The organism is Pseudomonas laurentiana (assembly GCF_014648275.1).
GTDB lineage: Bacteria > Pseudomonadota > Gammaproteobacteria > Pseudomonadales > Pseudomonadaceae > Aquipseudomonas > Aquipseudomonas laurentiana.
The window spans coordinates 1-19,525 of the sequence record NZ_BMQU01000040.1; the positions used below are offsets into that span (position 1 = coordinate 1).

Annotated in this window: 25 protein-coding genes; 1 reads left to right on the plus strand and 24 read right to left on the minus strand. The window is 59.1% G+C overall.

Translation table 11 applies throughout. The features are described 5' to 3' along the window. The 7 genes from IE038_RS23060 to IE038_RS23090 all read right to left on the minus strand — a co-directional run. The coding region (locus IE038_RS23060; protein ID WP_189396354.1) for a phage tail protein at positions 1-252 on the minus strand (252 nt) is incomplete at its 3' end. A gap of 8 nt (positions 253-260) precedes the next feature. Then, the gene (locus tag IE038_RS23065) at positions 261-4,157 is read right to left on the minus strand and encodes a tape measure protein (protein ID WP_189396355.1); all 3,897 of its coding nucleotides are present in this window, start codon (positions 4,155-4,157) and stop codon (positions 261-263) included. Between the two features lie 62 nt (positions 4,158-4,219). Continuing rightward, positions 4,220-4,618 (minus strand): hypothetical protein, encoded by a 399-nt coding sequence (locus IE038_RS23070; protein ID WP_189396356.1) that lies wholly within the window; start codon positions 4,616-4,618, stop codon positions 4,220-4,222. Positions 4,619-5,086: 468 nt separating this feature from the next. After that, a complete protein-coding gene (locus IE038_RS23075; RefSeq protein WP_189396357.1) occupies positions 5,087-5,545 on the minus strand; it encodes a hypothetical protein in 459 nt (152 codons plus the stop codon). Next, positions 5,538-6,113 carry a hypothetical protein gene (locus tag IE038_RS23080; protein WP_163939112.1) on the minus strand — a complete coding sequence of 192 codons (576 nt, stop codon included), beginning with the start codon at positions 6,111-6,113 and terminating at the stop codon, positions 5,538-5,540. The genes IE038_RS23075 and IE038_RS23080 overlap by 8 nt, the downstream gene beginning before the upstream one ends. After that, entirely contained in the window at positions 6,110-7,039 is a 930-nt protein-coding gene (locus IE038_RS23085; protein ID WP_229775726.1) for a Rha family transcriptional regulator, read from the minus strand. Before IE038_RS23085 ends, IE038_RS23080 begins: the two co-directional genes overlap by 4 nt. Next, a complete protein-coding gene (locus tag IE038_RS23090; protein WP_167524129.1) occupies positions 7,017-7,184 on the minus strand; it encodes a hypothetical protein in 168 nt (55 codons plus the stop codon). Before IE038_RS23090 ends, IE038_RS23085 begins: the two co-directional genes overlap by 23 nt. A 128-nt stretch (positions 7,185-7,312) precedes the next feature. Here IE038_RS23090 and IE038_RS23095 point away from each other — a divergent pair, with 128 nt between their 5' ends. Further along, positions 7,313-7,726 (plus strand): helix-turn-helix domain-containing protein, encoded by a 414-nt coding sequence (locus IE038_RS23095; RefSeq protein ID WP_163939111.1) that lies wholly within the window; start codon positions 7,313-7,315, stop codon positions 7,724-7,726. Positions 7,727-7,766: 40 nt separating this feature from the next. Here the strand turns inward: IE038_RS23095 and IE038_RS23100 are convergent, their stop codons facing one another. From IE038_RS23100 to IE038_RS23180, 17 genes are all read right to left on the minus strand, one after another. Beyond that, positions 7,767-7,976: a hypothetical protein gene (locus IE038_RS23100; protein ID WP_163939114.1), complete on the minus strand. Its 210-nt coding sequence runs from the start codon at positions 7,974-7,976 to the stop codon at positions 7,767-7,769. A gap of 47 nt (positions 7,977-8,023) precedes the next feature. Next, positions 8,024-8,497: a phage-derived protein YdaY family protein gene (locus IE038_RS23105; protein WP_163939109.1), complete on the minus strand. Its 474-nt coding sequence runs from the start codon at positions 8,495-8,497 to the stop codon at positions 8,024-8,026. A 75-nt stretch (positions 8,498-8,572) separates the two neighbouring features. Then, positions 8,573-9,736, minus strand: coding sequence for a phage tail tube protein (locus IE038_RS23110; protein ID WP_189396358.1), 1,164 nt, complete (start codon positions 9,734-9,736; stop codon positions 8,573-8,575). Between the two features lie 65 nt (positions 9,737-9,801). Further along, positions 9,802-10,224, minus strand: coding sequence for a hypothetical protein (locus tag IE038_RS23115; RefSeq protein ID WP_189396359.1), 423 nt, complete (start codon positions 10,222-10,224; stop codon positions 9,802-9,804). Beyond that, positions 10,221-10,601 carry an HK97 gp10 family phage protein gene (locus tag IE038_RS23120; protein ID WP_189396360.1) on the minus strand — a complete coding sequence of 127 codons (381 nt, stop codon included), beginning with the start codon at positions 10,599-10,601 and terminating at the stop codon, positions 10,221-10,223. Before IE038_RS23120 ends, IE038_RS23115 begins: the two co-directional genes overlap by 4 nt. Further along, positions 10,601-10,984, minus strand: a complete 384-nt coding sequence (locus IE038_RS23125) for a glutamate 5-kinase (RefSeq protein WP_189396361.1) — start codon at positions 10,982-10,984, stop codon at positions 10,601-10,603. The genes IE038_RS23120 and IE038_RS23125 overlap by 1 nt, the downstream gene beginning before the upstream one ends. A gap of 2 nt (positions 10,985-10,986) precedes the next feature. Then, a complete protein-coding gene (locus IE038_RS23130; protein ID WP_189396362.1) occupies positions 10,987-11,379 on the minus strand; it encodes a protein singed in 393 nt (130 codons plus the stop codon). 39 nt (positions 11,380-11,418) lie between these two features. Further along, entirely contained in the window at positions 11,419-12,003 is a 585-nt protein-coding gene (locus tag IE038_RS23135; protein ID WP_189396363.1) for a hypothetical protein, read from the minus strand. A 49-nt stretch (positions 12,004-12,052) separates the two neighbouring features. Beyond that, positions 12,053-13,000: a major capsid protein gene (locus IE038_RS23140; RefSeq protein ID WP_189396364.1), complete on the minus strand. Its 948-nt coding sequence runs from the start codon at positions 12,998-13,000 to the stop codon at positions 12,053-12,055. A gap of 10 nt (positions 13,001-13,010) precedes the next feature. Beyond that, positions 13,011-13,730 carry a hypothetical protein gene (locus IE038_RS23145; protein ID WP_189396365.1) on the minus strand — a complete coding sequence of 240 codons (720 nt, stop codon included), beginning with the start codon at positions 13,728-13,730 and terminating at the stop codon, positions 13,011-13,013. A gap of 86 nt (positions 13,731-13,816) precedes the next feature. After that, positions 13,817-14,185, minus strand: coding sequence for a Gp49 family protein (locus tag IE038_RS23150; RefSeq protein WP_189396366.1), 369 nt, complete (start codon positions 14,183-14,185; stop codon positions 13,817-13,819). Positions 14,186-14,243: 58 nt separating this feature from the next. Continuing rightward, a complete protein-coding gene (locus IE038_RS23155) occupies positions 14,244-14,423 on the minus strand; it encodes a hypothetical protein (protein ID WP_163939924.1) in 180 nt (59 codons plus the stop codon). A gap of 53 nt (positions 14,424-14,476) precedes the next feature. Beyond that, a complete protein-coding gene (locus IE038_RS23160) occupies positions 14,477-15,520 on the minus strand; it encodes a structural protein (protein ID WP_189396367.1) in 1,044 nt (347 codons plus the stop codon). Between the two features lies 1 nt (position 15,521). Beyond that, the gene (locus IE038_RS23165; protein WP_189396368.1) at positions 15,522-16,916 is read right to left on the minus strand and encodes a DUF4055 domain-containing protein; all 1,395 of its coding nucleotides are present in this window, start codon (positions 16,914-16,916) and stop codon (positions 15,522-15,524) included. 8 nt (positions 16,917-16,924) lie between these two features. Continuing rightward, positions 16,925-18,412 carry a terminase large subunit gene (locus IE038_RS23170; RefSeq protein WP_189396369.1) on the minus strand — a complete coding sequence of 496 codons (1,488 nt, stop codon included), beginning with the start codon at positions 18,410-18,412 and terminating at the stop codon, positions 16,925-16,927. A gap of 2 nt (positions 18,413-18,414) precedes the next feature. Then, positions 18,415-19,032, minus strand: coding sequence for a hypothetical protein (locus IE038_RS23175; RefSeq protein ID WP_189396370.1), 618 nt, complete (start codon positions 19,030-19,032; stop codon positions 18,415-18,417). Positions 19,033-19,041: 9 nt separating this feature from the next. Then, the gene (locus tag IE038_RS23180) at positions 19,042-19,476 is read right to left on the minus strand and encodes an Ntn hydrolase family protein (RefSeq protein WP_023661589.1); all 435 of its coding nucleotides are present in this window, start codon (positions 19,474-19,476) and stop codon (positions 19,042-19,044) included. Positions 19,477-19,525: the final 49 nt, after the last annotated feature.

The window sequence follows — 19,525 nt, forward strand, 5'->3', positions numbered from 1 at the left end:
CACGCCTTCGCTCGGAATCGTGCACTGGAAGGCAGATACGCCAAGTCTGGCGTTAAGGAAGTTGCGCAGGGTATCCCGCTGCGCTTCCGTTAGGAGCGACCACTTGACTGACCAACTGCGCCGGAATGATTGCAGGCCAGATGCCCGGCGCAACTCATAGCTGTCGCCAAAGCTCGCTACATCCCGCGCAAAGGTGCCTGCCGCAGTCAGCCCGTAATCAGGGTTTCTGCCAATATCGGGTAGCGTATCCATGGTTTTCCTTATGCAAGCATGCCGCCTGGGCGCTGCTCGTCCTGTATGACCTGCCGAACGATGTCACGAACACCTTCGCCAGCTTGCTGGCCTTGGCGCCGCGCTTCAGCGTCACTCATTCCTGGCTGTGCCTGAACCATTACCTGGATAGGTACGCTTAGGCGGTTACCGCCACCAGCCGAGCGACCGGAAGATCCTGAATTGCCACCAGATGAAGATGAGCGCGCCGAATTGATCGGCGTTACATTGCCAGTGCGCAAGCTCTCGACCGCAGCAACGCCGCCGAAACGCTGGATATCCGCCTGCGACCAGACTACTTCGCCCTTGTGGACGATCCCGGCTGGCTCGTACTTGCCGCCGGCGCCGGTGTAGCCACCCTCGGAAAAGCCCTTGAGCAGCGCATAGGCAGCAACCAGAGCAGTGCCTCCCACCACGGCTGCAGCACCAAACGAACCGATGGAAGCCACGAGTGCGGCCGGCGCCCACGAAGCAAGCGTTTCAGCTGCTGCGGCCAAGTTTGCAGTCAGTACGGTGCCAATCGAGGCGAGACTACTTGTAGTTGTGACTGCGTCAGTCGTCAGCTTGGCCGTTGTCTTGACTCCCTCCGCCGCAACTGTCTGCGTTGCCTCAGTCTGAATCCCTGCAAGCTTGAGGGCTTGCATAACCAGGAACCGCGCCGTGATATCCGCGAACGCCGTCAGCATGGAATTGGCAATGGTTCCGGCCACGTTGCCGAAGGCATCGCCCAGGCTTTCCGTGCCTTTGATAATCCCTTGGATGCTTCCCGAGATCGACGACGTGGTGTCACCCAGAATCGACTCGGTCGCCGCACGGGCTTGCTCGTTGTAGTTCGTGGCAATATCAACGTAGTTTTGCCACGACTCCGACACGCCAGTAAGCCACTGCCCGCGCATTGCATCCTGCGCGGCGTAGTAGTTCTGCTGGTCGACCATGCGCGTGGCCAGGGCGGCTCGCAGGGCCTCAGTCTCGCCCTTGTACAGGTCGGTGTCTTCGGCGGTTGGATTCTTGATCTTGTTGTAGTCGTAGGTCAGCTTCTCCAGCTTCTTCTGATAATCCTGCTGTATTTTCAGATCATCCTGGAGCCGCTTCCGCGCCCTGTCGCTTTGCCCAGCGCCCGCCAATTCAGTCGCCTGGCCCTGGCGCGAAAGGTCGGTCTCAGACTTCAGGCTCTCCGTAAAGGCTCGCAGCTTGGCTTCGTTCTCTAGCCTGACCGTGGTGAGTTCGTTCTCCTTCTCAAGGGCCGCATTCCGCTTCAGTTGCGCGGTAATCAGCTCCTGGCTTGCCAGCAGTGACTTTTGATCCGCTGTAAGCGTTTTCTTGCCCTTGATGTCAGCGAGCTCTTGCTCCCACTTGATGAGCTCTCTGGCAGCAGTGCCAAGTTTGTTCGACTCGCCGACCTGAGCGGTGATAAGTGACTTCTGCTCTACCAGAACGGCGTACTGCTTGCGCGCATCGTCAAGTGCCTTGTTTCCGGCGCTTTCGGTGTATGCCTTGTTGGAGTCGCGAATGGCTTTTGCAGCATCCTTGTTTGCCTGCTCCTGGGCTTTCTTCGCGCTTGCAGCCGAGAGAATTGCGGCCTTGTCGGCCTCGGTCAGATCGGCGTGCTCGGCAATGTACCGGTTGGCTTCCTTGACCGCGTCGTTGTTGTCTTGGAGCTTGGCCAGTTGCTTCTGAATGCCGTCCAGGTACGTTTTCCCTGCCGCAGTAAGGCCGGAAACAGCTGTAGTCGTACTACCTACAACCTCGGGAGCCTTAGCGTACTCGGCGTTCAAGGCAGCAATCCGTTTTTCTGATTCCTTCTTGATTTCGTTCTGAGTCGACCAAGTTTCACCAGCCTTTTTCAGGTCGTTGACAAGGCTCTCCGGCACCCCTGGAATCTTTGCCACATCCTCAAGTATTGGGACAATGGACTCACCGCTTTTGGCTGCCTCCTCAATCCGATCACTGAGATTTTTGAAAGCCTTTGCCCGATCAATGACCGCCTGATTGCTCGATCCAGCTATCCGAGCCGGAAGCGATAGCGAGTCAGAACCAAGCACGCCCTTCTTCAGGGTGGCCTGAAGGGAATCAAGCTCAGATCTGGCAGCCTTGACCGCTTCTGCCTGAGCCTCGCCCCACCGTACCAGGGCGCCAGCCCGTTGCTCCTGGGTCATGGCCTTGAAGCGAGCAATCACTTCATCCATTGGCCCTTTCAGCTGCTCAAGGCCTTCCTTTGCCTTGTCGCTACTGCTGCGGAAATCAACGAACGACGCAGCAACGGCGCCCGTTATGAACAGAAGCCCCAGAGGCCCGCCCATCATGCTAAGCAAGCCAGATCCAGCAGCGGTAAGCCCTGTCAGAGCTCTGGAAGTAAGGCTCGCTGCCTCTGCAGCCTTTGTCGAAGCCACGGTTGCCGCATTCACTACGGCAGTCGTCTCTCCGTATGCCAGAACTGCTGCCGTCCTAGCAGCATAAGCAGCCTCAATCTGCGCAGAGGAAGCAACTGTCGTTGCAGCCAGGGTCCGCTCAGCAGTAGCAACCTGGGCAGTTATTGCGGCGTGCGCTTGGCTCAGCTCAGCAAGGCGAGCTACCGAAGATGCGCGCCCCTTCTCAGAAATCTGCGCGCGAAGCCTTTGGGCCTCAAGCTCTCGCTCAGCAACCAGAGAGGCCTGTACTGCAGTTATTCGATTGAGCTCAGCGCCGAGAACCTCGCGCTCGGCAACCACCTGGCGCTGAGCCGAGGCGATTTGAGCATTCGCCCTGTCCACTGAAGCCTTGGCATCTGCTTGCTTCGCTTGGGCAGCCTCAAGATCCAGCTTGGCAGAGAGCGCAGTCTCTTTGTTTGCCACCCTGGTCGAGTTGGCGGCATAAACAGCTTCCGCACCCTGCTGAGCAAAGCCACCAGCAACCCTGGCAAGGGCGGCGTACAGGCCCGTCATCATCATCTGCTCAAGCGCAGAGGAGTTTTCCTGTACAGAGGCAAGCGCCTTCGGGAGGCCGCCATCGATAGCACTCGAAAGGGCCAGGATCTGCTTGGCGAATGCGCCGGTTGTTCCAATCGCCTGATCGAGCTCACCAACGAAGCCAGTGAAGGAGTTTCCAAGCGCCGTCAGACTGCTGCCGATGGTTGGCACAATTTTCGAGAACTGGTCATCTACTGCATTGGCCTGGGCCTGGAGCGCCTTCACCACAGCGTCAGCAGTCAAAGCCCCTTCTGCACCAAGGCTCCTCAGTTCGCCAACCGTCTTGCCCATTCCCTTGGCAATAGCCTGGGCAAGCGCCGGCGCCTGCTCAAGCACAGAGTTCAATTCTTCGCCGCGAAGCGTGCCCGATGCGAATGCCTGGCCAAGCTGGACGAGAGCGGCATCGGCGGCTTGAGCCGAAGTACCAGAGATTGCGAGGGTTTTGCTGATCGTTCCAACAATACCCGCCACACCCTTGCCGGTCAGGTTCAGCTCGGCCTGGTTGGTCGCAATTCTCTGAAATAATTCGGCTGTCGCGCTCAACGGCTGCCGCGCTTCTTGCGCAATAGCGAAGATAGACTTCTGCGCCTCTGCCAACTGTACAGACCCGTCGGTGACCAGTCGGAGCCGGTTGGTCAGAGTGCTGAACGCCTCAGACGCATCATAAAACGCCTTCACGCTGAAGGCTGCCGCAAGCGGCCCGGCCAGCCCTGATGCAGCCGAGGCAAGCGACTTTACTTGGCGCTCCAGGCTCTGCATCTGGACTGCGGAAGATTGAGCATCCTGCCCGGCACCAGATATTGCGCCAGCCGCTCTACCCATCGACGGAGCAGTTCGAAGCCCGGCGTTGTTCAGGCCTTCAAGAGCTCTACGCATATCTGCAGCCTTTTGTTCTGCGCTACGGGCGTCGAGCTCAATGACTAAGCGAGAGGTCAGGGCCATATTTTCTCCGGGCACAAAAAAACCCGCTCGGGGCGGGTTTCTGTTCATTTAATTAGAAAGGCCTACATCTTTCTTGCAGGAACCTGTTTTCCGCAACATGGGCAATACAAGCTCCCAATTGGGACATCCCCTTCGCAGCTAGTGCAAAGCTTGGTTCGCACGGCCTTATTGGCCGCCTTTTCATTGATTGGCGCTTCAACTGGTGCAGAGTCCATTCTCTCTCGATGAGCGCGATTCACCTCAGCAATCTGTAGGTCGATAGCTCTAACTCTTGTCTTTTCCCGAAATTTCTCAATCGCAAGCACCACTATCGTGCCAACGATAACTACCACACCCACAGCAATGGCGCTCATGACAACCCATGTGCCGTAAAGCGCAGCCAGCGCCACGATCACACCTATCAGCCAAGGGGCGATCAAAATCGCGATGAGTATTAGGACAAGAAGAATCGCAAGCTGCATCAGGCTACCTCCGTGTTAGTACGCGGCAATTTAACACTAGAGACAAAAAGCACCAACGCGATTGCGGATTTATGAGAGAAGGAAAAGGCACCCGAAGGTGCCCTCTCGATGCCGTTTACGGCCCATGTCAAACCAAACCATGCCATGACCAGCCACAGCACGCCTTGTCACGCCCCAGCTCAATTGGCAGCTTACGCCACCGCAATGCTCCCTCAGGGAAGGAGCATTACGCTGTTTTCAGCCCAGAGCTAACCACAACCTAACTTGCCAAACCGGGGAATACCCAGCCGTACCTCGTGATGCTGTTGCACCGCAATGCCTCCTCGTCGAAGAGACATTACGCTGTTTTCAGCCCTTGCCGAACCATGCCGGACCTGACCTTGCCTCGCCTAACCCAGGCTAGCCGCAGCTCGACATCATGATGCTTTCGCACCGCAATGCCCTCTCATAGAAAGGGCATGACGCTACTCAGCGCAAGGCCTTGGTTGCCATTCCCCGCAACGCCGAGAACTTGGCCACTTGATCCAGGTTATCCCGCCGCTGATCGTCGGTCAGTTCGGTGATGCGCAGATTTCTCAGCTTCTGCCCGGTGCTGCGGAACACCTTCCGAACGTTGCGCCCTAGCTCCTCCATGGCCACGCCGGTCTGCTCATGCGGTGGCACCCAGCGGTAGCCGCGACCACGAACCGACTGCAAGCACACCTGGTGATCGCGCAGCAGCTCAGCCTTGAATGCCTCGACGTTTGCCAGCCATTCAAACTGCCGGTCGCGGAACTGTTCAACCGTTAGCGACTTGGAGTCGCCCATGGACGGCATACCGAAGCGCGCCTCAAGCCAGTCGTGCCCTACAAGGTCGCCATACTTGAACTCCTTGAGGAAGTCCTCGACCGCCTGCTTGTGGCCTGGGTATTTAGTGACCTCAGACATAAGCCACCTCGAAGCGACCGAAGCGTGGACGGTACTCGCAGACGCCAATCAGCTTGCCAGAGTCTTCGATGGCCTTCTTGACCTCCTGCAGATCCAGCACATCGGTGTTGATAGCCACCTCAAGCTGGCAGGCCCAGTCGAGGAAGATCGGCCGGTACCGCATGATCTTGGCCTGACCAACCTTTACGCCACGGCAGTCGACGAAACGCTGATCCTCCCAGAGCGCTTCTGGAGTGCTAGGCCCATCGAATTCCAGCGATGCCCGGTCTGTCATCACAAGGGCGCCACGCTTCCAGTGGGTTCCCAGCTTCTGCAGCTTGGCGCCGGCCAGGAAGGTGGCATCGAAGTTAGCGCCTGGAACGTGAATTCCCGATCGCTCGTCAAAGTAGACGCCCGCGATGAACTCGGACTTCGCGATGGCGACATGATCATCATCGACTTTTTTGCGTTTGCTGGTCAGTTCTCGGTGCGCCTTCGTCGCCGGGTGCAGAGGGTTTGCAAGCTTGTCGGAGTGCATCATCAAGGGCGATGTGCCCTTGATGCTCAGGGTTAGCAATTCCATGCTCATTTTCCAGACCTCTGCGCCATGTACTCGTACCTGCTTTTCAGGTTCACGACAGCTGCCATTAAAAACTGGAACATTTCGGGAATCGAGACAGGAATATCGCCAGGGGTAGCAACCATTCCCTCCATCAGCTCGCGCTTGGATAGAATGAAAGCACCTTCAGATATCTCCTCAACGCTTTGCTCGCCCTTGTGGTTGAAAGCCAACAAGTAGCGTTTGAAAGGCTCGCCGACGATCTGGACCTGTTCACGCTTCGGCAGCAGCTCACCATCGAAGACGTAAGCTGCGACGAAGTTGCAGGCGTTGGCCAACTCCTCCGCTGGGATCAGCGCGGTCTTCTGAACGTTGAAGCGCGTGCGGAGGCGGCTTTTGATCGTGTGTTTAAAGCTACGACGAAGCGCGACAGGCAGGGCAGCTGCCTTCTGGTCGATAACTCGATCCAGTACCACCTCCCCGCTGCTGCCGATAACCGCACCGACAAGGTCACCTACCAGGACATCAGGCTTGATGTTCAGCCTCTCAGCCATAACGTTGAAGGCATGAATGTAGCCTTCTTTGATGGCTGCGGCCTTCGCGCCGGTGAAGCCCATCACCAGAAATACAAATCCATCCTTGGTCATTTCAACGGCTTCGTACTGGTTTCCGCGGTGCTCAAATTGAACCCGCGAAAAGTTGCGGGTTAAAAATTGATCAGAGCACTCAAGCGCATCCAGCTTTTGCATTACGTGGTGATGCTGCTTTCCAAAGGCGTTGGCGACCTGTTGGCTCGTGGTAAAAGCCCGACCATCACGAGCCTCTACGAATTTGCGCATGTCAACCACTGTGGTAGTATTGGCCATGACGATTTCTTCTCCGAAGTTGATCTCGTTTCCCGAAGCCCTAAGCGCTGCAACGCTTGGGGCTTTTTCATGCCCGCTGTTTTTGCTCATCCTGCCGCTCCTCTTCCATCATCTTCTTCAGGCGATTGGTGATCTCGCCGCTCACGGTCCTGTCGTTACCGCCGGAAGCTTTGTCCAGCCATGCCTTTACGCTTTCCGGGATGCTGATTAGCACCTTCGCTTTCTTCTCTTTCACAGCCTTCCACCTCTCTACATATCCTTTGATATCTTTTTACAGCTCTACCTATCTCTTGTCAACCGCATCTCTTTATATCTTTTTATATCTGTTACCATTTCGTATCGAACCAACGATATGGAGCCCTGATGACCGACAAGAAAGCTTTTGCCGAGAGGTTGCTCTGGGCGAGATCAAAGGCCGGGATGTCCCAAAAGGAGCTGGCAGAAAAAAGCGGAATCAGCGTCCCTCAGATCAACCGATACGAGAGCGGAAAAGCCGTGCCACGCCTGCGGAGCGCTATGCGCCTGGGTCATGTGCTAGGCGTGGATGCTTATGATCTGGTGCCAGAGCTAGCAAGCTCCACTAAGGAGCTAAGCATTTCGTTCACCCAGGATCAGGCGGATGATCTGCAAAAGCTGGCTGACGAGACGGGGCGATCCGTAGAGGAGCTAGTCCTTTACTTCCTTGAGTACGCGAGAAAAAAGCTGGGTGACGGAGACCCGAAGTTCAAAGCCGCTCTAGAAGAGCGCATCGCTGCTCACAAGAAGGAATCTGAGTAACCCAAGCCCGCCAATCGCGGGCTTTTTCATGGCGCCATCATTAGTCATCGCCCTCCTCAAGTGCCAACTCATCCAGGGCGAACATCACCTCGTCAACTAACTGGCGCGGTAAGGGCAGCGGGTGGGCCTCAAGCCAGTCGGTGATCTCCCTAACCGACAGCCTCAGCGGATGCACTGCGGCGGCGCCCACCAGGTAGCGCCGGCCGCGCGCCGCGTTGCGGAACGCGTTCAGTAGGCTACCGGTGATCACATCCAGTTCCGGCTCATCCGGCACAGCAATGCGCAGCTTCTCGTAGATCAGGCTTCGCTTTGCTGTTCGCTGGCCCCAGCTTCGCTCCCACTGGAAGCGGTCGACTGCTTTCCCCGGATTTCGTCCAGTTCCTTCTTGTTGTCAGCTGCAATGGCGGCAGCTCGCTTGATGGCGAACAGGAAGAAGTCGATATCACCGCGCAACATATCTGCGCCAACAGTTTCGCTGTAGCCGATCGGTTTGCCTTTTTCGTCCTGAGCACCTTGCCAATCACGAACGATGAACTGAGCCAGCAGCATGCAGTGGTTGTCGTGCTCGGTCTTCTCCCCCTCGATCACGCCCACGCTCCCTTCGCCGAACTGAGCGTCATTTCGCGCCAAGCGGCGGCGCATACGCTCAAGGGCAACCTGGTACTGCTCGTTGTCCAGGGGCATCAGCAGGACCTTGGTGTCTGCGTCGTAGTCTTCCCAGCGCGCCTCCGCGCTCTTGGTGGTATTGGTCACTTTCAGCTTGAGAGCCATGAGTCCTCCTCACTCCACGCCGTAAAAGGGCCGCCCCGGGCGGCGTTATCCAGGGGCGACCAAAGGTGATGCAAATTACGCGGTGACGGTGATCGCCGAGGTCGCGGTCTTAGTCGGATCCGACACGCTGGTCGCGGTGATTACAGCCGAGCCGGCGGCCACGCCGGTGACCAGGCCAGATGCGCTGACCGTGGCGATCGACGGCGCCGAGCTGCTCCAGGTGACGTTTTGGGCTGCGCCAGATGGCAGTGCTGAAGCGGCCAACTGGCGGGTCGCTGCTACGGCAATCGAGGCAGTGGTCGGGGTTACCGAAACGCTGGAGACGGGTATAAATGGAACTCGGGTGATGGTTGGTGCCTGTTTGGATACGGTCCAGTTCAAGGTGACTTCAATCAGGTCGCGCTTGCCGCCATTTGGCAGGTCGCCGTCGACTTCCAGGGCCGGGAACGACAGGTCATAGCGGTTGCCCAGGCTGTCAGTGATCGGGAACTCCACCTCAATGGTCTTGCGGGTGAAGGTGTTCTTCCAGATCTGCCAGGCGCGATTCGACCAGGCCAGGGTGATAGTGCCGGTGATAGCTGCCTCGGTCGCGATCTGCGCGCCTGGGCCTAGTTTTCCGCTGCCAATGCAGCGCTGAGCCTGAAGGCTGTTGTCCAGATTTACGGTCAGCGCCGAAACGCACGCCACACCTTCCAGGCTCTGCCCGTCGACCGAGATGCTACCAATGTTCAAATTGCTCATGAGCGGCGTAGTGGTCGGCGGATTGATATCCGCTACGGTATTGGTGTCGCCATCGGCGTAGTCCAGGCCGGCCATGGTGAAGGTGGCGGTGATCTTGCCGTCGGACGGGATATCCAGAGCGAAGACCGAAACGTGCATACCGCGGAACAAGGTGTACACGCTGACGTCATTGAAGTTCTTCGCGACGGTGAAGGTGCGCCGGGTGCTACCCACAGTCAGGACGTCACCGGTCCAGGTTCCGTAGAAGGCAGATTCCAGAAGCTTATCGAAGGTGCCGTAGGACAGCTCGCCAACCAGATCGCCTTGAATATCGGCACTGGACACGACCGAGCCCTGGCTGATGCGGGAATCGGTGATCTCATCGCTAACCTGAGTGTTCACGGTCGGCGACAGGGTGTTACCGGTCAGGCGCAAGGTATCCCAGGCGCCGGTGGTTGGGGTTACACCCGGAGAGAGTTCAGTGATCATGTAACTTGTGACTTGGGCGCCGCTGCTCATGGGTTATCTCCGTTCTGCGGGCATAAAAAAACCCGCTCGCGGCGGGTGGGTCATGGAGTTTCGGGTCAGCCGGCGCGAAACCGGACGTTCACGTTGTATTGGCGGAAGCCTTCGAACTCGTCAGCGTCAACAATGCCGGTCTCGATGCATTCGAGCCCGCTATAACTCCAATACGAGAAGTGCGCCTCTAGGGCGTCCGCGAGTGCATTCAGGCTTTTTAGGCCGGTTTGTTCTCTGGCAAAGCACTGGACGATGATCATGCCTGGCTTCCGCGTATGCGGGCGGTCGGCCATGCCGGCCATGAATGGTGTTGCGTAGGCTATGTTCAGCCGACACCAGAGACCTGACGCTGGAGGCTTGAAAGCTCCGGATGTGTCCTTGTCTTTGGCCTGGAGCTGAGCGTTTGGGTAGTAAATCCTGTCCTGCTCGATTCCGGTGAAAGCCCTCATGCGCAGGATTATTGCGCTATAGATCTCGTCGTAAGTCATGATGCATACGCTGCCGCTACGCTAGTTAAGGCAAGCCCAAACACTCCGCTTGGTGCCTGCTTGGAGTGGCCGTTCTCTAGGCTCTCGGCATAAGCCAGGTTGTTTTGCAGGAACACCAAGCTGTATGGCTTCAACCCCTCTAGGGCCGATTGGCCAGCCGCAATTGTCGCCCCTCCACTTTTGTCGACTCTATCGATAGTGGCAAACACGGGGGAGCCAATGCTCACGATGGTGTTCGCGCGAAACCTACCTTTATCTATCGGAGACCTAAGCACAATTTCTCCAAGTATGGCCATGGCAATGATGCGGGTTTGCTTGGTCAGGTCGCTCTCAATCTGATCCATGAGCGCCGTCGGTGAAAGTGACCAGCCGACCATCACGACCTCCTGAGCTGCAGCTCGATATGCGCCTGCGCCGGATCGGCATTGACCGACTCGACGCGGTAGGCCACCTGCTCGCCAGTCACCAGGTCCGGTGCAGTGATCTGGTGGCCCACCATGGGGTTGTCAGTCACTTCGTTGACAAGGGCAATCAGCTTCACGTCACCGACCTTGATGTTGACGTTGTCGATGCGCTTGCTGTCGTAGGCGTCGAGTACACCACGTCCTGAGTAGGTCACCGGCTGAGCCGTGGTCTCCTCGGTGACAGGGTCGTAGACGCCTGGGCCCAGGTAGGTACCGGAGAACGGCACTACAGCATCGGCAAGATCTTCGTTAAAGGCTTCGGCCAGATCTGCCTGGATATCGTCGCGCAGCCCCATAGCTACCCCCTTTTAACTGCGAAGGCGAATGGATTGCTGCGCCACGGGGTGAGCAGGGCCAGTGCCAACTGCACGCACGCCGGCTGGGCGGCGGTGCTGGTCTTGTCGATGGAGCCGAAGGTCTTGCTGGTCGACACGGCGCCTGCCTTGACGGTCTTCGCCTCGAGCGATCCCTCGGTCTGCTGCTGGTACAGCTTGCCCTGGGACGCGCACTTGGCCAGCCGGACGCCGGCCTGTTTCGCATCGTCAGGGATGTCGTCCATGTCGATGCCGGACAGGTTGAGCGCCGTCAGATAGGCATTCGCCTCGAACACCGCCTCGTCTTTCGACTCAACTGGCGCCCAGGCAGCCCCGAGGATCGAGTCCACGTCGGCCACAGTGATGTAGGTAGCCATCAGGCCTCCGCTTGAATGAGTGGGGCCGAAGCCCCGGGATTACGCCTTCGGCAGTTCGTCGACCAGCTTCTGCAGCGACTCTTTCGAGGCGTTCGAGCGGTAGGTGACACCGGCCTTGTCCAGCGCGGCCTTCAGCGCTTCGATCTCAGGGTCAGCGTTTGCCGCCTTGAGGGCCTCGTTCTGCTTCAGCAGTTCCGCCTTATCCTGCTCGAGGCCGACAACTTTCTGCACTTCTCCGTCGCGCTCGCGTTGCAGGCTGGCGATGCCGGCATTGACCGCTTCCAGAACTTCATAAAGACGGTCTGCCGTTTCGCCCAGATCGCCCTCCGGTCGTGCCAGGTCCTTAACCACGAAGGACTCGACGATCACGCCGATTGAGGCCAATTCGGCGGCCAGGCGGTCGTACACCAAAGGGGCCGAGCCTTCAACGACAGCCACGCGCTTCGGCATCTCGACAACGGTCACCTCGGCGCCTGCCTCTTCGTAGGCCTCCACCACTTTCGGCCAGTCGCCAATCACGACGACTTTCGCGACGCCATCCTCCGCGCACTGAAAGTGGATCGGATTGCGGTAGCGCTTACCCGGGTCGAAGCCGTTCCGCTGAGTTGTGTAAATCAGTTCCATGGAATGTCTCCAGGGCAGGCCAGATCGACCTGCCTTCGCAGTGGGCCGATTACGGCGCGGACAGGTCGATCAGGACGCCGGCGGTAGCCTTGTTGCTGGTGGCGTACTTGTTCCAGTTGGCAGCAGCGCCTACCGCAGCCAGGTTCGGGTTGACCCCGCCAGTCGAGTCCTTCCAGCTGTACCCCATGAGGTCCAGGTTGAAGGTGCCCTCGGCGCGGAAGCCGATCGCCAAGTTCTCCTGGTTGTCGATGTTGTAGGAGCGGAAGCCCGGGGCCTGGGACTCGGTGACCTTTACAGCGCCGGCCTGCAGGCCAAAGATGGTTTCCGCAGGCATCGAGTCAGCCACCAGTACCGGCTTGCCCATAGTGCCCGGCTGGCCGCCGTAGATGACGACGCCCGCTTCTTCATAAATCTTCTCGGTGATGGCCTGGTCGACCATATCGAAGTAGGTGGCCGAGTCCATAGTCCACAGGGCAATGCGGCCGAATCGATCGCCGAACTTGCGCATACCCTTGGTGAGGGCCCTTTTGCCGTCAGTCGCGAAGCTGGCCGCTGCCACCATGTCAGCGTTGGAGCCGATGGATGCCATCAGCGCGGCCATGGCGTACTGCACGTAGCCTTCCAGCACCGCATCGGCATAGTCCTGGCCCAGCAGCTCGGAGAACTCTTCCGGGGAGCGGGCGCGGCGCTTGAACGCTTCCTCGGTGGTTTCGTACGGGCCGTATTTGAACGGCACTTTCACGCCGACCATCTCGGCAGCACCGATCTTCTTACCGGTCACAGTCGAGCTGGAGTTGACGTCACGGTGCTCCATGGCGCCGCCGATCTTGTAGAACGAGCGCTTGCGCAGGTCACCCTCGATCAACTCGTTGTCGAAGATGATGGCCCCATTCGACGATGCGTTGAACACGTCGATGACATCCTGGATGCGCTCCAGGTAGGCGGTTTGGGCCAGATCGTTGTAGATGATCAGGTCCGAGTTAACGGTGGTCGCCATGGGCTACTCCCTATTTTGGCAATTTGAGGAAAGCGTCCTGCCCATGCGCCTGGATGTATTCGCGCTTGGCCACGGGGGACATTTCGGATCGTTTCAGTGCGGCCCCGCCGCCCTTTCCAGCACCACCGGCCCCGCCGCCTGATGCCTTGCTGCCAGCGATGAGCGGGCCAAAGGCCGGATCGTTGGTAAATTCTGCTTTCAGCTCGTCCAGCGTTGCCGCCGAGAGCTTGCCGGCTGCGTCCAGTACGACGACGGTGGGTTTGCCGTCGCGCTGCTCGACGCTCAGCCGGCGTTCGATATGGGGAAGCAATGCCTTGGCGCTGCCCGGGACAGCCAGGGTGGTGGCGATCTCGGTCGCGGTGCGACCCACGGTCAGATCCCGGATCTGGCCTTGCAGGGTGCTGTTCGTGCTTTCGAGTTGGCCGGTCAGCTCGGCTTCACGGCGGGCGTATTTCTCGGACCAGGACTTCTCGAGCTCTTCGACGTTGCCGGACTTGCGAGCGGCCTCCTCGGCCTCGGCACGCGCCTTTTCTTCGGCTTCGCGGCGAGCCTTCTCGGCCGCCTTCTTCTCACCCAGGAGCTCTTCCACCTTGGCCTTCAGACCGGTGACGTCTTCTGGCTGCGGCAGCCCTTCGATGCCAAGGACGAACTTACCGTCCTTCTCGACGTATAGGGCCTGGATGGTTTCATCGACGCCTTCGAGGCTGTCCAGTTGGAATTTCAAGGTCATTGCTGTCTCCCAGAGACGTTGGGCAGGCCCTGCCTGCGGATACAAAAAAGCCCCGGCTCAGCCAGGGCTTCGAAAACGTGTTGCGGTCACTTGGCGTCGTGCAGGCGCTGCTTCAGCTCATAGCCCATCAACGGCCAGATTTTCTGTTCAGCGTTTTGCCGGGCAATCTTGCGACCGATCTCTTCGTCGAAGTTCTCAGGGCTGGCACATGCCGACTCGCCAGTCACGGTGAACCCGTTTTTGAGCACCAAAACGCAGAAGGTGAGCAGAGCCAACTCACCGTGCGCACCAGTGAGGCGCGTCAGTTCATCCTGCTTGTGCAGGGAGGCTTGCACGCCTTCAGATGCAGTGAAGTAGTACTCACCGACGATGTTGGCCTGTACGTCAGCGGGCGTGATCCTGGCAGCAGTCTTGCCCTTCGCCAGGATTTCCTGCTCGATGTCTTTGTCGCTCATGATGCTCTCCAATGAATGGCGCGCCACGAAAGCGCGATGATGTGTTTTGTGGCGCGGACTACTTCAGCTTTTCGAGCTGGAGTGCGCACAGCTCTTTCAGGTGCGCCTCAAGGATCAGGCGACCCAACCCTTCCATGCCATTGAGCGATGAAGCGGTATTGGCAATCGCTGACTCCAATGGGTCAAAGGTGAATGCCGGCAGCGGCGGAAGGCGTGGCGCTTCTGGTTTCTCGCCCATGCTGGTCCTCTCAGGCCAAAGCAGTGATATCGGTAGGATGAACATTAGTGGCGTCATAGCCCGGCCCTCTCGAAAGCCATCGGCTCACGCTCACGCAGCTGCTTTAGGGTCAAGGTGCGGCCGTCGTCGTCGACAAACCGGTCAATGGGCAGCTCGCCCTTACTGAACAGCTCATAACGTGCCGGGCCGAGCACATCGCTCTGGAACGATGCAGGTTGCCGCGCGAGCCATTCGCCGTAGCTGGTCTTACTGCTCACCTGCTCGACGCCATCCGGGCCGACCGATGGCCGCGTTGATCCGGGAATATCCCGGGCGTACTCATCCTTCAGCACAGGGATGAGCGTGGTCCGGCATCGCCAGTGGTATGGCGGCCTGACTCCATCCAGCGGAATGATCGTCTGGTCGATGCTGATGCAGAAAAGCGTTGTCCGACCGTCCAGAGTGGCAATGCGGCGCATCCCCTTGAGGATGTCGTCGTTCTGCTTCAGCACCTCCACCCGCGCCGTGCTGGCGATGTGGTTGGTCATGGTGTTGACCAGTGCTGCAGCCTGATCCTTCTGCTTGATGTCGAGCGGGGTCAGGCGCTTGGCGATTTGGTCATTGGTCTCGCCCAGGGCAGAACCGACACGAATCTGGCTGATGATCTCGGCCGACTTCTTGGTGCCGAACTCATCCAGGGCGCCGGCAATGCTGATGCGCTGCCGCCTCTTGCCAACTTCCAAGTCCATCGGCTCAGCCAATGCAGCGGCGGCGACCTGCTCGGGCACCGGCCTGTTGAGCTGAACAACCGCTTTCACGACCTTGCCAAGCAGCGTCATGTTGAACTCGGCCTCGTAGCCGCCGAACTCGGTCAGGTCGAGAACGGCCTGCCCCTTCATCTCGCCGTAGATCTCTGCCAGATCGCCCTGAAGCGCCTGTATCTGCCGTTCGTAGCGCTTGCTGCCGTAGGAGCTCAGGCCATCGGCAACACGCGCCTTTGCAGTGCTGATGGCCTTGGTGATGAACTTGGCCAGCTTCTTCAGGCTACCGCCTGCGTAACGCTGTACGTGCACCTGGTGCCGCGTGGCTGCATCAGCCAGATAGCCGTCGTTGCTCATATCAGGCGCCTATTGGTGGCTCGCGTGCCAGCTCTTCGTCGATCAGCTCGTCTGCGCGGTCGGCCTCGAGTACCCCGCCTTGACGCAAGTTCGTTCGTACATCGGACTTCGCAATGAAGCCCTGCTGCCAGAGCTGAACCTGAGCCAGGATGTCCTGCGCGGCCATGGTTTCGTCGAAGAACGACTGGTTGAGCCAGAAGACGGTACCGGTTTCGTCCGGCTCACCAATCATGAAGCGCTGGGCGTCCAGGATGGCCCGCTTCAGGGCCTCGGAAACGTTGCCCGCGATAGTGCCGAGCACGCTGTTGTCCGAGCTGTACCGGATCCGTACCGCTTCAGCCGTCTCAGCGCCGCCCGCCTTCTGGACGATGCGAGCGCCGATCATCAGCATCTGCTCTTCCTTGTCCTTCAGCAGCGTTCGAGCCAGTTGGCTTTCGGTCGCCTGAACGAGGGTCGCGGTGCCCGACTTGCCAAGGTTGTAACCACGGGTCGAGCCGATGTGCATGCCGTTCGGGTTCAGCTTGGCGAACTCATCGGCGGTGATGTCCGTCGTGATGAACAGCGTTGGCTGCGAGCTTATAAACCCGCTCTCCTCCACCGTGGCGCTGTTGCCGTAGTGGAGGATGTTCACATCGGCCAGATCCTCGAGTGGCGAACGGTCGATGCTGGCGTCGTTGTTCTGCGATCCATAGAAACTGAACGGAATGTGATCGAATGCCTGACCTGACTTGTCGGTCGGCTGGATTTCAGTAACGGGCGTCCGGTCTTCGCTGTAAACGCGCTGGACGTAACGTCCATCGATCAACAGCAGCACCCGGTACTGTGTGCTGGTGGTCCGCTCCAGACTCTCGGCACTGAACTCCGAGACGCACTCCAGTAGGCAAACGTAGACCAGACGCTTCACGCCATCGATCACCTGCTCGTCCCAGTCGATGATCGACTCGGCGCCGTAGTGATGGATCAGGGCGCGTCGCCCCTGCATGTCGGCCATCGAGGAAACGCCATCAACCGCCGGGAAGTCCACAAGGAAGCCGCCCCGGCCAGTGTCCAGGCATTCCCCTACGGAGTCCTTGGACAGTTGTTCAAGACTGGTGCCATCGCCGCTGGCGTTCTCCTTCAGGTACTCGATACCACCTGGCAGCTCCAGCTCGGCAGTCTTACGGAAAACAGCGCCCAGCAGGCCGGTGCGCGTGCGCCCGGTGATGTTCAAGAACATCGCCCGCTTCTTGTACTGCTTGTATCGCGCCAGGTTCTCCGGAGACCTGTTCTCGGGGTCAGGCATCGGAAGATAGATATCGTGCCTGCGCACCTCGCGGGCGCCCGCCACGCAGCGCTTGACCAGCTGCCAGCCGGGCAAGGCCTCCGAGTACTCTGCCCGGGGAAGGAAATTCGGCATGGGTGGCCTCAGAAAGTGAACGAGATTGGAACGTGCTTGACCACGGAGCGCTTGGTCTTGGCCACGGCGAAGTAGCGGAAGGCGTCGGCCGGGTGAGATGACCAGTCGTGCAGGGGTTTGTCTTTCCAGCACCCACGCTTGTCATCCCACTCCTTGCGGTAGCTTTCCAGGGCGGTGATGCCTTCCTCGCACTTGGCTTCGTCAAAGGCGCAGTTGGGCAGAATCTCGCGCGCCTGCTCGATGCCTTCGTCGACGCCAAGCTTTGGCACTACCTGGAACGTCATGCGATAGGTCTGCCCGTCGATCTCATAGCCCTCGCGAGCCAGTTCACGCCGTGTCTTGCCATCGCTACCGAACTCACGGTTGTCGATGTCGTGGGGGCCCCAGTGCTCGCCATACTCGTAGCCGCGGTCCTTAAGCACCTTCATGTAGTGCCGTAGGCCTTCACCGCTGTTCTGGTAGAAGTCGACAACGTGGTACTCCTCACCGACGATCCGGACGAACCAGATGGCCGTGGAGTCGCCCACACCGATGTCCCAGAAGGTGTGCACCGGCAGGTGGCTGTTGTCGGGCAACTTGCCAATGCGCTGGGCGGCGTAGAGCTTGGTGAACTGCTTGGCGTAGTACGCGCCCTCGATCGTCTGCTGGAATGCCTCGGCAGGGATCGACGGGTACTCCCGCTTCATGTCGTCGCCGAGGGTCTTTTCCTTGGCGCTGTACCAGGCGCGCTGGCCTGGGTTGGTGGCGATCCCGTGCTTTGCTGCCAGGTCGTCGAAGTACTTGGCCAGCCGGTCCGGGATGACTACATCGGTCGGGTCAAGCCAGTAGAGCGGGTTCCGCCACCAGCTGAAGAAGAAGAACTTCCAGTCCAACAGGCCTAGGGGCACGCCGGCCAGCTGCTGCTTCTCGGCAGACTGGCTGTAGTCGAAGAAGTACCCGGCCCGGCCTTCAGCGGTAGATTCGATGGTGACGAAACACTCAGCGGCCACAGCCTCGAACGCACCGGTGACGATCTCCCGCGCCTTATGCGGGAACTTGGCGCAGATCTTCCCGAACTCGGAAACGTGCAGGTAGCGCAGCGTGCCGCCCCGGAAGGAGGTGGACACATACAGCGACCCGCCCTTGCTGAACACAAGCTCACCAGCAGCATCATTGCGAGCAGGGTTAGCAGCGCGTATCTCCTTGGGAAGGTTGTCATACGCATACTTGACCTTCTCTCGGAATAGCCGCTTGGCGTCGTTCAGTGTGTGGGCGATCAGGGCGCACTTGGCAGCCTCAAACAGCGCGGCATCCAGCTGGACGATGCAGACCAGGGTCGTGAAGCCCAGCTGCCTGGCCTTGAGAATGATGTTGCGGGTGTGCATCCCCTGGAAGTAGTCGATCTGCTCCTGCGTCATGCGGAAGCGGACCTTCTTGCCCTGCTTGTCCGTGATGAAGTACAGGTTGTTCAGCCGCCAGAACCGGTCCCGGAGCAGTTTCATGTGCTCGGGCTTCATGGTCAGGCATCCTTCGATAGTTCATCCATAAGCTTGGAGAGGGTCTCCTCCTCGCTGCCACCTTGCTTGACGTCCAGGTCATAGGCCTGGCGCTCCAGCGCGACGAGCGTCTTCAGCGTTTCGGCTAGCTCCTTCATCGTCTTGGTGCGAGCAGGCAACGCGCTCATCTTCTTGGCCAGAGCCAGCACGTCAGCCATCGCCTCGCCGTCTTCGTGGCCGCCATCCTTGAGCTGGTCGATCAGCTCCTTGATGGTGCCCTGCTCGTCCGTCAGCGATTCCAGCTCATCCAGCAGCTTGTTTGTCAGCCGGCGGCTCCGGGAAATATCACCCCGGTGCGCCATCCTGATGTTGGCGATGACCTCAGCATTGAGCTCGATGATCTCCCTTTCGGTTTCCGCCTGTTTGCTGGAAACCTCTGTGGAAACCTCTCGCCTGGAAACCAGTGCATCGGCCTTGGCCTTGATCTTCGCCTTCAGGTCTCGGTCCCAGCCATCGCGCTTGGCGCGCTTGTTGATGGCGGTATGGGAAACCTCGTGGGCGGCTGCGATCTCTCGCACGGAAAGCACGCCGGCCCGGTAGGCTCGTTCGATCGCCTCCCAGTCGGGTTGCTTGGTACTCATGTCGAATCCTTATTGATCTCGGTCGATACGAAGCGTGCGGACCTTGCCACCAGTGCTTGTATCGCGCCTTGCCGCCATCTCGACGGCCTTCTCGGCAGATGCGCCCATGTCCATCGCAGCGAATGCGTATGGCGTTCCGCTGCCAATGGCGTACGGCCGGTCTGCCTTGAGTGGCGACTTCCACAGGCCGGTATCGTCGTCTACGGCAACCATCATCAGATTGCCGTCGTGAAGGACGATTGCAGAAGCGTCGACCTTCCCCGATGGGGATGTGCCAAAATAGGCCCCCACCAGAGCGTCATAGTCACAGACGGCGCCTGTCAGGAAGAACTTCACGCCATCGCGCTCAATGCACTTGTCGCAATCATCGTCGGTGATGAGGTCGCCTCGGGTGACTCGGGAGTCGTAGGCGATTACGCCGTCCTTGTAGGCGATGGTCGTCATTCACCCTGCTCCAGTCGCTGGCCAGAGATAACCTCGCCCATGCTCAGCC

Excerpts from the sequence above, each read along its gene's own strand:
- IE038_RS23065 (WP_189396355.1), bottom strand. The coding sequence starts at position 4,157 with ATGGCCCTGACCTCTCGCTTAGTCATTGAGCTCGACGCCCGTAGCGCA.
- IE038_RS23070 (WP_189396356.1), bottom strand. The coding sequence starts at position 4,618 with ATGCAGCTTGCGATTCTTCTTGTCCTAATACTCATCGCGATTTTGATC.
- IE038_RS23075 (WP_189396357.1), bottom strand. The coding sequence starts at position 5,545 with ATGTCTGAGGTCACTAAATACCCAGGCCACAAGCAGGCGGTCGAGGAC.
- IE038_RS23080 (WP_163939112.1), bottom strand. The coding sequence starts at position 6,113 with ATGAGCATGGAATTGCTAACCCTGAGCATCAAGGGCACATCGCCCTTG.
- IE038_RS23085 (WP_229775726.1), bottom strand. The coding sequence starts at position 7,039 with ATGAGCAAAAACAGCGGGCATGAAAAAGCCCCAAGCGTTGCAGCGCTT.
- IE038_RS23095 (WP_163939111.1), top strand. The coding sequence starts at position 7,313 with ATGACCGACAAGAAAGCTTTTGCCGAGAGGTTGCTCTGGGCGAGATCA.
- IE038_RS23105 (WP_163939109.1), bottom strand. The coding sequence starts at position 8,497 with ATGGCTCTCAAGCTGAAAGTGACCAATACCACCAAGAGCGCGGAGGCG.
- IE038_RS23110 (WP_189396358.1), bottom strand. The coding sequence starts at position 9,736 with ATGAGCAGCGGCGCCCAAGTCACAAGTTACATGATCACTGAACTCTCT.
- IE038_RS23115 (WP_189396359.1), bottom strand. The coding sequence starts at position 10,224 with ATGACTTACGACGAGATCTATAGCGCAATAATCCTGCGCATGAGGGCT.
- IE038_RS23120 (WP_189396360.1), bottom strand. The coding sequence starts at position 10,601 with ATGGTCGGCTGGTCACTTTCACCGACGGCGCTCATGGATCAGATTGAG.
- IE038_RS23125 (WP_189396361.1), bottom strand. The coding sequence starts at position 10,984 with ATGGGGCTGCGCGACGATATCCAGGCAGATCTGGCCGAAGCCTTTAAC.
- IE038_RS23130 (WP_189396362.1), bottom strand. The coding sequence starts at position 11,379 with ATGGCTACCTACATCACTGTGGCCGACGTGGACTCGATCCTCGGGGCT.
- IE038_RS23135 (WP_189396363.1), bottom strand. The coding sequence starts at position 12,003 with ATGGAACTGATTTACACAACTCAGCGGAACGGCTTCGACCCGGGTAAG.
- IE038_RS23140 (WP_189396364.1), bottom strand. The coding sequence starts at position 13,000 with ATGGCGACCACCGTTAACTCGGACCTGATCATCTACAACGATCTGGCC.
- IE038_RS23145 (WP_189396365.1), bottom strand. The coding sequence starts at position 13,730 with ATGACCTTGAAATTCCAACTGGACAGCCTCGAAGGCGTCGATGAAACC.
- IE038_RS23150 (WP_189396366.1), bottom strand. The coding sequence starts at position 14,185 with ATGAGCGACAAAGACATCGAGCAGGAAATCCTGGCGAAGGGCAAGACT.
- IE038_RS23155 (WP_163939924.1), bottom strand. The coding sequence starts at position 14,423 with ATGGGCGAGAAACCAGAAGCGCCACGCCTTCCGCCGCTGCCGGCATTC.
- IE038_RS23160 (WP_189396367.1), bottom strand. The coding sequence starts at position 15,520 with ATGAGCAACGACGGCTATCTGGCTGATGCAGCCACGCGGCACCAGGTG.
- IE038_RS23165 (WP_189396368.1), bottom strand. The coding sequence starts at position 16,916 with ATGCCGAATTTCCTTCCCCGGGCAGAGTACTCGGAGGCCTTGCCCGGC.
- IE038_RS23170 (WP_189396369.1), bottom strand. The coding sequence starts at position 18,412 with ATGAAGCCCGAGCACATGAAACTGCTCCGGGACCGGTTCTGGCGGCTG.
- IE038_RS23175 (WP_189396370.1), bottom strand. The coding sequence starts at position 19,032 with ATGAGTACCAAGCAACCCGACTGGGAGGCGATCGAACGAGCCTACCGG.
- IE038_RS23180 (WP_023661589.1), bottom strand. The coding sequence starts at position 19,476 with ATGACGACCATCGCCTACAAGGACGGCGTAATCGCCTACGACTCCCGA.